Annotated in this window: 11 protein-coding genes; 5 read left to right on the top strand and 6 right to left on the bottom strand. The window is 36.0% G+C overall.

What is annotated here, in order from left to right; all coding sequences use genetic code 11:
* Window positions 1–107 precede the first annotated feature (107 nt).
* Entirely contained in the window at window positions 108–746 is a 639-nt protein-coding gene (locus CK510_RS19450) for a phosphoribosylanthranilate isomerase (protein WP_095723276.1), read from the bottom strand.
* A 238-nt stretch (window positions 747–984) separates the two neighbouring features.
* On the opposite strand from CK510_RS19450, the gene psaK reads away from it, so the two are divergent.
* The 3 genes from psaK to CK510_RS19435 all read left to right on the top strand — a co-directional run bounded on the left by psaK (window position 985) and on the right by CK510_RS19435 (window position 3826).
* A complete protein-coding gene (gene psaK / locus CK510_RS19445) occupies window positions 985–1236 on the top strand; it encodes a photosystem I reaction center subunit PsaK (RefSeq protein ID WP_095723275.1) in 252 nt (83 codons plus the stop codon).
* A gap of 741 nt (window positions 1237–1977) precedes the next feature.
* Window positions 1978–3174, top strand: a complete 1197-nt coding sequence (locus CK510_RS19440) for a site-2 protease family protein (RefSeq protein ID WP_095723274.1) — start codon at window positions 1978–1980, stop codon at window positions 3172–3174.
* Window positions 3175–3370: 196 nt separating this feature from the next.
* Window positions 3371–3826 carry a pepsin/retropepsin-like aspartic protease family protein gene (locus CK510_RS19435; protein ID WP_211293232.1) on the top strand — a complete coding sequence of 152 codons (456 nt, stop codon included), beginning with the start codon at window positions 3371–3373 and terminating at the stop codon, window positions 3824–3826.
* Between the two features lie 88 nt (window positions 3827–3914).
* On the opposite strand, the gene CK510_RS19430 is transcribed toward CK510_RS19435, so the two are convergent.
* From CK510_RS19430 to egtC, 5 genes are all read right to left on the bottom strand, one after another.
* Window positions 3915–4589 carry a lipoate--protein ligase family protein gene (locus tag CK510_RS19430; RefSeq protein WP_095723277.1) on the bottom strand — a complete coding sequence of 225 codons (675 nt, stop codon included), beginning with the start codon at window positions 4587–4589 and terminating at the stop codon, window positions 3915–3917.
* A 253-nt stretch (window positions 4590–4842) separates the two neighbouring features.
* Entirely contained in the window at window positions 4843–5331 is a 489-nt protein-coding gene (locus CK510_RS19425) for a YbjN domain-containing protein (RefSeq protein WP_095723273.1), read from the bottom strand.
* 105 nt (window positions 5332–5436) lie between these two features.
* The gene (gene egtD, locus CK510_RS19420) at window positions 5437–6438 is read right to left on the bottom strand and encodes an L-histidine N(alpha)-methyltransferase (protein ID WP_095723272.1); all 1002 of its coding nucleotides are present in this window, start codon (window positions 6436–6438) and stop codon (window positions 5437–5439) included.
* A 218-nt stretch (window positions 6439–6656) separates the two neighbouring features.
* The gene (egtB, locus tag CK510_RS19415; protein ID WP_245912224.1) at window positions 6657–7958 is read right to left on the bottom strand and encodes an ergothioneine biosynthesis protein EgtB; all 1302 of its coding nucleotides are present in this window, start codon (window positions 7956–7958) and stop codon (window positions 6657–6659) included.
* A complete protein-coding gene (gene egtC, locus CK510_RS19410) occupies window positions 7933–8721 on the bottom strand; it encodes an ergothioneine biosynthesis protein EgtC (protein WP_095723270.1) in 789 nt (262 codons plus the stop codon). The genes egtB and egtC overlap by 26 nt, the downstream gene beginning before the upstream one ends.
* A 396-nt stretch (window positions 8722–9117) precedes the next feature.
* Between egtC and CK510_RS19405 the strand changes: the two genes are divergently transcribed.
* Both CK510_RS19405 and CK510_RS19400 read left to right on the top strand, forming a co-directional pair.
* A complete protein-coding gene (locus tag CK510_RS19405; protein ID WP_095723269.1) occupies window positions 9118–9717 on the top strand; it encodes a hypothetical protein in 600 nt (199 codons plus the stop codon).
* Between the two features lie 122 nt (window positions 9718–9839).
* Window positions 9840–10049, top strand: coding sequence for a hypothetical protein (locus CK510_RS19400; protein WP_095723268.1), 210 nt, complete (start codon window positions 9840–9842; stop codon window positions 10047–10049).
* Window positions 10050–10261 lie beyond the last annotated feature (212 nt).

Below are 10261 nucleotides of genomic sequence, written 5' to 3'. Positions count from 1 at the left end.
GCGTTCGCGTTTAATTTCCCTTTACTTTCTCATGATTTATTTATCTTTCTTGGAAGAATAAAAACTGGGATGTACCCAGACGTAGCAATGCTACGTCTCTACAAGGGTTATGCCCTATCCCCCATCCCCAATCTTGCAAACAACCTTGCAACTTTATCCAAATCTTTATTTCCTGGTGCGATTTCGACACCACTTGATAAGTCAATTCCATTGGGTTTTAACTGGCTTAATGCATCAATAATATTATTTGGTGTTAATCCTCCTGCTAAAAACCAAGGGCAGCCAGGATTAAAGTTTTGGAGCAAATTCCAATCTAAAGTTTGACCAGTTCCCCCTAATTGTTGGGGATGGTATGCATCAAGTAGCAAAGTATCAACATAATTGGTATAAATTACGGCATTTTCTAAATCATCAAGATTACGTATTCTCAAAGCTTTAATTATTTCTATTTTTGTTAATTCTTGCCGTAATTCTTGACAGAATTCTGGTGATTCTTTATCATGTAATTGTACACCTGTCAAGCCAGATATCTGAGAAATCAAAACTATTTTTTCTACTGATTCATTTGCGAAAACACCTATTTTATCAATGTTTTCTGGTAATCCATCTACTATTAGCTTGATTTGTTCGCTGCTAATATAGCGTGGTGAATTCTGTACACAGATAAAGCCTAAAGCAGTTGCTCCATAAGTTGCGATCGCTTGTGCTTGTTCTAGAGTTTTAATTCCACAAATCTTAATTCTCATAGACTTAATCTTGGATAAAAAACTACATATAAATCTAGATTAATTGTAAATGTAAATACAGCAATTATAAATTAATTAGAATCATCGCAAGTTGTAGAAAGAAAATTATATAATCTTTTTTAGAATCTAGAAGTCAGAATTCCAGGGGAAGTACGCTACATAATTTTAAGACGATATATCTGACTTCTGATAAACGCGATATCTACATCTTTAATTATTTCTTTTGGGAGATAGACAATTGAACTCATCATTGTTAGTAGCAGTCACAAATATTTCCGCAACACATACTTGGAATTCAACAGTGGGAATTATTATTAGTGGTTGTTCGTTTTTGGCATTATTACTAAGCTGTACAATCAGCAAACCGATGGTTGGTACCAAAATACCTTTATTTCCCATCAGTATTCCCACATTTATTGGTGCAATGTGTTTCGGTCATATTCTTGGTGTTGGTGTTATTTTAGGACTTTATAACATCGGCAAAATGTAGCGATCGCAATTTTTTCTCTCTTGTCATAATTCTAACTTCTGGGGTAGTCATATCCTTCCCCAGGAGGGAAGATTGAAACCATTGATTTCAACGAGCATAAGAGTGTTCCAAGTAAAAAAGTGCCCAATTGTCATGCTGAATGGAGCGAAGCGCAATGAAGCATCTCTGTCTATTACATAGCGACTCAGGATCAACAGTTGGATCATTTATTTCTTGGATTACTCTAAGGATAAATTTTAGCTAGGATGTGCATGTAGAGACGTTCTCAATACTGCTGGGTTAAGCATTAATTCAGAAACCCGGTTTCTTGTAAATCCCTTTGTAATAAGGTTTTGAATCAAATAGAAACCGGGTTTCTCTCGTTCACGAAACCTTATCCGAGAAGTATTGGAGAGGTTCTGGTGAAACGTCTCTATAATTATTTGGGGATTATTTGGGAATTATTTTTGTAATTATACCGATTCAAATAATGATTACAACCCATGAATTGTGGTACGGATTGGGAAAAACCTACCCCTACAAATATATCTTTCGTATTCTTTTTTTAATTAGAATTCTTTTTTAGTAAAATAATCTTTCTTTTTTCCTTCCCTATAGGATGTCTAGAAGTGCTGTTAATTGTCTATGCTAGAGATAGAAGTTATCTGAAGTCTAGATGGTTGCTAAGTAAAAACCTGAACAGGAAAATAAATAAGATACGCACTAAGTACTGTCAGTAATATTTATTCTAGGAATGTAATAATGCAAACTAATTTGAGAATCGGATCATTATTTGGAATCCCGCTATTTTTAGACCCTTTGTGGTTTGTTATTTTTGTGCTGTCAACCCTGAATTTTGGCTTTGCTTACCAAGAATGGGGAACTGTACTTGCTTGGAGTGGTGCTGTAGCCATGTCGTTGCTGTTGTTCACTTCGGTTGTGTTGCACGAATTGGGGCATAGTTTAGCTGCAAAGTCCCAAGGAATTAAGGTAAATTCGATTACACTGTTTTTATTTGGTGGAATTGCTGCGATTGAAGAAGAGTCAAAAACCCCAGGTAAAGCATTTCAAGTTGCGATCGCAGGTCCTCTTGTCAGTATTGGGTTATTTTTATTGCTTTTTCTATCACTAGGTATACTACCTGCAAATTCACCAGCAAGTGTTGTCATTGGCGATTTAGCACGAATTAATCTGGTTTTGGCGCTATTTAATTTAATTCCTGGTTTACCTTTGGATGGTGGACAGGTATTAAAAGCAGCTATATGGAAAGCCACAGGAAACCGATTTAAAGCGGTACGAGGAGCAGCAAGAGCAGGTCAAGTTGTGGGATATACTGCGATCGCATTGGGTTTAGCGGTTGATTTTTTCACGAGTGATTTGGGTACGGGTTTATGGATCGCTTTGTTGGGATGGTTTGGGATTCGTAATGCGACAAATTATATGCGTGTTACGAGTTTGCAAGAAACGTTACTGGAAACCACTGTTGTGGAAGCAATGACACGGGATTTTCGGGTAGTTGATGGGAACCAAACATTACGGGCATTTGCTGACTTGTATTTACTGGAAAATTCGACTTCTCAAGTTTATTTTGCGGAAGCAGATGGACGTTATCAAGGGATGGTTTTAGTCGATGAGTTACGAAAAATTGAACGTAGTGATTGGGAAACAAAAAGTTTGCAAAGTATTGTGCATCCGTTCTCGGAAATTCCTACATTAAAGGAGACGAGTACTTTGGTGGAAGTGATTAATAAGATGGAGAATGAACAATTAATTCGTGTGACTATATTATCACCTGCTGATGCGGTTGCTGGTGTGATTGATAAGGGTGATATTGTCAAAATATTGGCAAAAAAATTAAAGTTACGAATCAGCGATGTGGAAATTAAGCAAATTAAGCAAGATGGGATTTATCCATCAGGTTTACAATTAGCTGCTCTTGCTAAATCAACTAAAGATTAATTGTCTTTCTTTATTTTATTATATCCCTGTCTTCTTCAAGAAGTCAGGGATATTGGGAGATATGAGTTAACTGTTTTACGAATTATGTAAAACTAATATATGATAAATTAAAAAAATATCAGTAAAACTTAAAATATATTTAACCCTAATATTACAAACCTAAATAAATAAATTCCTAGACTTAGGAGAAAATACAATGACATCTACCAATAATCAAAATAATAGTCAAAAAATGGGAAAAGTTACTACTACAATCACCGTTACTAACCAAATAGATCAAACTCTTGCCGAAAGAGGATTTATCCCAGCAGAACAAATTCGTTCGATAACCTTGCATGATGTTTTGGTAGATACTGGTGCAACTAGATTATGTTTACCTGCTAATATTATTAGTGACTTAGGATTACCACTTCAAGGAGAAGTAGACGTAAAAATAGCAATTGGAATCCAAAAAGTTCGTATTTTTAAGATGTTAAATCTTTCTGTTGAGGAAAGAGAGGGAACTTTTAATTGTATTGAATTACCAGAAGATTCAGAACCTTTATTGGGATTAATACCTTTGGAAGATTTAGGATTAGAACCCGATTTACAAAATCAAAAATTGCGAGTATTACCAGTGGAAGGGAAAGATACTTATTTGATGGTTTTATAATTATATATAGCTTTGATTAAACCTCTGTATTTGAAAACAAAATCAAACATTTAGGATGTTAATAAAAAATATAATACAATATAGAGGGTTAACAACCGTTAACCCCTACAATAATTTTCCATTCATCTTCTGTTAATGGTTTAATCTCAAATTCGATATTAAAACAATCCCTCGCAGCAGAAATTAAAACATCAATAATAGTCTCAAAATTTAGATTTGCAAAATCTTCTGTTGTGACAAAATCTTCCCCAAATACTCGCGAAAACAGTTCTGCATCTGGTTGTAAACGCATTGAACCATGTTGCAAAATCACATTATCTTTGCGTAACTGTGCGCTACCAATTAACTTATAACCTTCATTAGTAACTAAATCTGCACTTGTTGCTGTACCAAAGCAATTAGGATTATGGATATAACCCCTTCCTGCTGTTCCATAATCTAAATCTATACCCAATTGTTTCCATCCAACAATTAAAAATTCGCAAATTTCCTGATAAGCTTGCATCCGACTATTACTGAGTCCAGATGTTACCACAGCGTAAGTCAAATCACCTTGGTGTAAAACAGCCCTTCCACCAGTTGGACGTTTGACCAAATCCAATTTTTTTCCTTGCCAAGAAAGACTTTGCCAGCTTTCAGGATATTTATGTTGATGAAAACCCAGGGAAATAACTGCTGGCATCCATGTATAAAATCGTAAAGTGTGAGGATGTTTACCCGCAAGATGTTGTTCGAGTAACCATTTATCGACTGCCATCTGCATACTACCAGATGCTGCGAGTAAAGGTATCAGTCTCCAAGTTGAAGTCAAAGTTTATTTAGGAGTTAGGAGTTAATATTCATTCTTCTTTGTATATACTCTAAACGACTAATAATTAAACTTTTAACATAAGCACAGAATTGCAAATATTCTCTGCGTAGCTTTGCGCTTCACTCTGCGAACCTCTGCGTTTAAAAGCTAAACTCCAAGCCATTTTTAGTATAACTCCTAACCCTTAATTCATAACCTCTAAATTTTAGCTGATGCCGAATTGCGATCGCAGTTCATCATCATTATTATCTGCGATCGTTGCGACAATAGTAATCAGTCGGGAAACTTCTCCAGGAGATAATTCAGCTAAAGTGCGGGTAGAAATGACTACAACTTGATTTTCGATAATCCCAAACCGAGATTCTAATGTGCTAGAACAGTTCATTTCCAAGAGTTTCCGCATCAACTGAGATTCATCTTTTGCGGGTAATCTGAGTACAGTAGCCCAAACTGTAAGGGTATCTTCATCGGTAGTACCCGTTAGCTGGACGAATACTTCCACACTACCATATTTAAATTTCCACAAATAACCACCTTCTGGGGGATGGTTAACCATTGCGCTGTCATCTTGTTCGAGAGAGTCGATTACATTCTCAATCACCTCAACGTGATTGATAGTAGAACTTCCAGCGATTAAATCGTTAATAGATTCTCCGTTAGACATGGTATTTATATCCATTTGGTAACTTGTCATGCTGTTTACATCTCACATTTATGCTTCCACTACACCTACTTTATAGCTTGCTTTGGGATACTGCTGCGACACTCTGATACTTTTTTCTAGGTAAGTTGACTTTTTTCACAACTGACAAAGAAATAAACCAAACCAGTTATTTACATCTGTAAAAACTTTTTTGCTAACTAAACCGTGGGATTTTAACTGTTGCTGAATTGTTTCAATATCAAATTTTCGAGAAATCTCCGTCATGATGGTTTCTCCAGCAGCAAAATTAACGCGCAAATTCAGAGTATGTAATTCTACAGTTTGCTGTTTTAACGAACGTAAATGCATCTCAATCTGATTTTCGCTTTCATTATAAAATGCCCAATGCTTAAATTGTGAAGTGTCAAAATTCCCGTTATACAACCTATTCAAATGCTCCAGCATATTCAGATTAAATTCTGCTGTAACACCTTGACTATCATTATAAGCAGCTTCAATAATATGTTTTGGTTTCTGTAAATCTACCCCTAACAAAAAATATTCCCCCACTTGCAAAGCTTGGGTAACTTGCGAGAAAAAGATTTCGCATTCCCCTGGATTCAAATTACCCAAAGTGCTACCAATAAACCCAATCATCCTGGTTGGTAATTCCTTCGCTGGAAGTTGTTGTAATGCTAATTCATAAGTTCCCGCAAGTGCATAAATTTCTAGGTTTGAATAATCGATTAAAAGCTGTTTTGCAGAGCTTTCCAACATTCCCGCACTCACATCAACAGGTAAATAGCGTAATGGCAAACCAAGCTGATTATAAGCATCCAGTAAAATCCGGGTTTTAGTCGAACTACCACTACCCAATTCCACAAGTTCGCATTTACCCGTTATTTCGGCAATTTCAGCCGCACAATCCTCTAAAATAGCCGTTTCAGTTCGCGTTACATAATATTCCGGTAATTCGCAAATCTCTTCAAATAATTCCGAACCGCGATCGCTATAAAAATAACGTGGGGGTAAGGTTTTCCTTGCTTGAGACAAACCATTCACCACATCACTTCCAGCAACTGTCAGAATCGAAGCGACTTCACGCAAATGTTTAATAATTAAACGCTGGGAATTGCTGGTAGTTTGAAATCTGGTCATTATCCCTCCGAAAGTTGATGATACTTGTTAAAAAGCAAACTTAAGCCAAATACTTAGACAGTCAAACACAAAGCTATATCGCAAAACATCACGCTTCAGCTAGATTGACTTAGATAATACGAGGATTTAAGTAGTGAACTTCTAAAATCTATGGATTTATTCACGCGGAGGTGCAGAAGCGCGGAGAAGAGTGGGAGAATGTTTATTATCTCCACTTTTTAATCTCGAACACATCGAAAACCTGCAAAAATTTCTCGCACATGGGGATGATACCAATTCCGAAAGCTCGATCGCATTGCCCAAATCCGAGTTCCCCAGCTACCACCTTTGAGTACTCGGTGTTCCCCATCAAAATATACTTGGGAATAACCGATATACGGATAATATTCAAAACCTGGATAACCATCAAACCAAGAACTAGTCCATTCCCAAACGTTTCCTAATGCATCATACATCCCAGAGGCACTTTGTCCTTGGGGATAGGCATTTACTGGGGTTGTTTGAGGTTTATAGATATTTCCAGCGCAATTACAATACTCTGCTGTGGGTTTTTCTTCTCCCCAAGGATACTTGCGATCGCGATTTGATTTGACATCCCATCTCGCAGCTTTTTCCCATTCTGCTTCTGTTGGTAGTCGTTTTCCCACAAATTTCCCATAAGCTTCTGCTTCGTAATAGCTCACACCACAAACTGGATGATTGTCCCAAGCTGTGTCATCATGCCAATATAAAGGTTGTTTTAGTTGTTTTGACTGCAACCATGTCCAACCAGTATCAGACCAATACTGACTATTTTTGTAACCCTCAGCTTGGATAAAATCGCGAAAATTTCCGCATGTAACGGGATAACGGTCAATAAAGTAAGTATCTAAATACACTTGATAGCTTGACTTTTCGTTATCAAGTGCATCTATTTCGTTACTTCCCATCAGAAATTCTCCTGCTGGAATTTTAATCATTTCCTGGCAGATTGGGGAAATTGGGAGTGAGGTAGAAATATCCTGACGAGATATCTTGATAGGATTTGAGGATTGGGTTTTAATTAATTCCCAGATAATAGAAATTGTTTCACAGTGCTGACATTCGTGTTGAAGTAGAAAAAACCAGATTTTTTCTACTGCTGCGATATCTGCAACTTCTAAATAATCAAAAACTTTTTCCCTCACTACATCCAAATAATAACGGGTTTCCTCAATGCTGGGTAATTTCACTCTTTGTGACTTTGGTAAACCATCCGCAGCATATAATTTCCGATATTCGGGAAATATACATTTTTTACCTGCGCTACGTTCCAATAACCATAGGGATTCTGTAAATGCAATATGTCCTAAATGCCAGCCAATCGGACTAAAATCAGGATGTACTTGGCTATAAAAAGCTTCTAATTTGATTTTATCGAATAATTCTAGGGTTTGACTGCGACATTCTTGAAATGCATCACGTATGTAGGATTTTGTGATACTGCCCGGATAATTTTGTTTTAAATCTTTTAAGCTAGATTTGTTCAATTCTAATCTCACAGTCTTCCCCCACACTGATAATGCTATTTTCTGGACATGCATTCCAATCACCATTAAATAGCGGTTCGGAAGCAATAATTACCGAATTTGGAAAGTTTACAGCATTTTTGAGCCAATATAACGATGGTGCTGGTAATTTCGTCGCATATCGTGAAGCGACAATTTTTTTACCATCATTAATGACTAAATTCGCTAATACATCGGTTTGAAATTCTTGCGCTAATTCCTTGAGTTCAATCAAACTTAGATGTAAAGCTTGCTCGATGCTTTTACCAGGATTCTCTAGTAAATAATTCAGTACCATTGCAAAAATATGTTCTGAATCCGTACTTCCATTAATCCAATTGTAAATTTTATTGCTTAGTTTGCTACGAATTGCTCTGTATAAAGTCTGCCGAAACTTATCAATCCGACCGTTGTGAATACAAAGTAAATTATCATATACAAACGGTTGAGAATTACTAAAATCCAGAGCTTGACCAGTTGTCGCACTACGGACATATGCTAGGATATTTTCCGACTCAACATAACTGCTGAGACTCGGCAAATTAATATCATTCCAAATTGGTAAAGTATTTTTGTAAATGAAAGGACAATTATTCCTCTGCAAATCATACCAACCCACACCAAAACCATCCGCATTCACAACCCCCGACAGCATTTCCCGTGGTTGATAGCTTTGAACCACCAACGAATGTTCCGGTTGGAAAAGCAGCCCTTCCAGAGAAACCCTTGAACCAATGTAAGCTAGTAAACGACACATTTTTAGGCTTTTGCTCCCTATCCCTTGATAAATTTAAATCTTGTACCTGAGATTCGATTTAGTGCTACATAAGTTTTTGCTGAGAAAACATGATTATCTGCTTTACATAAATTAATGTTTTCTGATTTTAACGGTAGTTTGACGTTAGCGTAAACCGAAGTAAAGCTTTTCCCCCGTGTTGCGATCGCAACAAATTGCTCCTCATATCCACGACTTCTTCAAGAAGTCGGAGATATTGAGTAGGTATTACGAAATACATTCAACAAATTTGTATCTACGCTAGCTATTCAGAATCATAATTTAAGATGATACTAAAATTTACTGCTTTTTTAGAGTTAGGTAGTGTATAAAATAACGTCCTAACTTCTGTGTTTATTATTCAAAGGAGTGAATTTAATGCTACCAATTAAAACATTAGTTATTGGTGGTGCTGTTGCTAGCTTAATTATTGGATTTATTCTTCATAATACTCATTCTGCGACTGCCCAAAAACCAAAACCATCAACAGGATTACCAGTCTGTCAAACTTGGAAAAATGTAAAATCAGAAATCCAAATGATTTACATGGGAAGTATTAATAATAGTGTTATTCCCGATATGCCAAAAGATTTCCAAAATGGTTGTGTATATGGTGACTTTGGTGCTTATACAATTTCATTTTATGTCTTCAAAAATGGTTGGAAATCAACAAATATCAAACCCGAAACTGAAACAGTATTAGATTCATCAATAGCCAGAATCGATGCTGCCAATCCAAATGTTGACAAACAAATAAAAAATGGAAATATTCTTCATTTATTTAATGTTTGTTCGTCTAGCAAAACAGTAAATTTCTGTAAAGGTATACCCAAAGATAATGCCTATACAAAAGATAACCTAGTTTGCTTACGAAATTTATGTATCCAAGCAAGTAACATCCCAGAGAAAGAGTTATTACAACTGTGGAATACAGTTAAAAGTAATATTCCCAATGTACCCCAAAAGTCTGGCTTCTAAATCATTAGATACTAAACCATTAGATAGACAAAATTTAAACTCATAATCCTATTTTCGGCAGATGTGAATATTACCTTAACCTTATTAATATTAGGGAAATAAGTAAAAGGAAACATTTTGTTATGAGTCAAGAAAAGAATAAACCAGAAAAGAATAAAAGCCAACAAAAAGATGATACAAACGCTTCTGGTGGATATCAGACTACAATTGAAGAAGAAAATCGTAAAACAGGTGTAGCATCGGAAAGTGATGCAAAACCAACAGCTAAACCCGAATCTCCAGCAAATGATTCAGTCGTTGGTAGTCCAAATCAAGGAACTGAATCCCGTTAACTTTTAGGTAATAGGAATTAAGTCATATTTTCCTATCATCAAATTTATAATAATTATGAGAGTGGATACGCTAAAAAAGAGCGAAATTCCACTCTTTTTTGTTTTTTGATAAATTCCTGAATCAAAATATGCTCCCAAGCGTCATAATATCAAAGGAGGATAAGGAAGAAGTTATATAGAGCTTTTCATTGGAATGTAATACAAATTAGGGC

Source organism: Brunnivagina elsteri CCALA 953 (assembly GCF_002289455.1).
Taxonomy (GTDB): domain Bacteria; phylum Cyanobacteriota; class Cyanobacteriia; order Cyanobacteriales; family Nostocaceae; genus Brunnivagina; species Brunnivagina elsteri.
The sequence above is the reverse complement of the archived record's forward strand: the minus strand, read 5'-3'. Positions and strand labels throughout refer to the sequence as shown.

What these genes read in the sequence shown, in the direction of transcription:
- CK510_RS19435 (WP_211293232.1), top strand. Translation starts at nt 3,371, where the DNA reads ATGACATCTACCAATAATCAAAATAATAGTCAAAAAATGGGAAAAGTT.
- CK510_RS19425 (WP_095723273.1), bottom strand. Translation starts at nt 5,331, where the DNA reads ATGACAAGTTACCAAATGGATATAAATACCATGTCTAACGGAGAATCT.
- CK510_RS19405 (WP_095723269.1), top strand. Translation starts at nt 9,118, where the DNA reads ATGCTACCAATTAAAACATTAGTTATTGGTGGTGCTGTTGCTAGCTTA.
- egtC (WP_095723270.1), bottom strand. Translation starts at nt 8,721, where the DNA reads ATGTGTCGTTTACTAGCTTACATTGGTTCAAGGGTTTCTCTGGAAGGG.
- CK510_RS19440 (WP_095723274.1), top strand. Translation starts at nt 1,978, where the DNA reads ATGCAAACTAATTTGAGAATCGGATCATTATTTGGAATCCCGCTATTT.
- CK510_RS19430 (WP_095723277.1), bottom strand. Translation starts at nt 4,589, where the DNA reads ATGCAGATGGCAGTCGATAAATGGTTACTCGAACAACATCTTGCGGGT.
- CK510_RS19450 (WP_095723276.1), bottom strand. Translation starts at nt 746, where the DNA reads ATGAGAATTAAGATTTGTGGAATTAAAACTCTAGAACAAGCACAAGCG.
- egtD (WP_095723272.1), bottom strand. Translation starts at nt 6,438, where the DNA reads ATGACCAGATTTCAAACTACCAGCAATTCCCAGCGTTTAATTATTAAA.
- CK510_RS19400 (WP_095723268.1), top strand. Translation starts at nt 9,840, where the DNA reads ATGAGTCAAGAAAAGAATAAACCAGAAAAGAATAAAAGCCAACAAAAA.